The 268-nt window shown below is 43.3% G+C and carries 1 pseudogene; it reads right to left on the bottom strand.

The window, feature by feature from the left end:
* Nucleotides 1-268 (bottom strand): annotated as a pseudogene (locus EII37_RS11465) (hypothetical protein); the annotation flags it as partial.

Here is a 268-nt window from a genome sequence, read left to right as displayed (position 1 = left end):
CTACCTTAGTTCCTGGTGGATATGTTGAGCCATCTGGTTTCTTAGGCGTTACAATCGCATTTCCATTTGGTTGTTGAGTAATTTCAATCTTGCCTGGCTTTTCAGTGACTGGTGTTTCTGGTGTTACCTTAGCCGGAGTTTCTACTGGAACTTCCACAGCTGGTTTACCTGGTTCAATAATCTTACCTGTACCTGGAACTTTACCGTCTGGTAATTCGCTGTTTGGTACTTTACCTTTACCGTCTTCACCGATTGTAACAGTGATTGG

Origin of the sequence: Streptococcus sp. OH4692_COT-348 (assembly GCF_003859975.1) — a bacterium.
Lineage (GTDB): Bacteria > Bacillota > Bacilli > Lactobacillales > Streptococcaceae > Streptococcus.
This window is presented reverse-complemented; position numbering and strand designations above follow the sequence as displayed.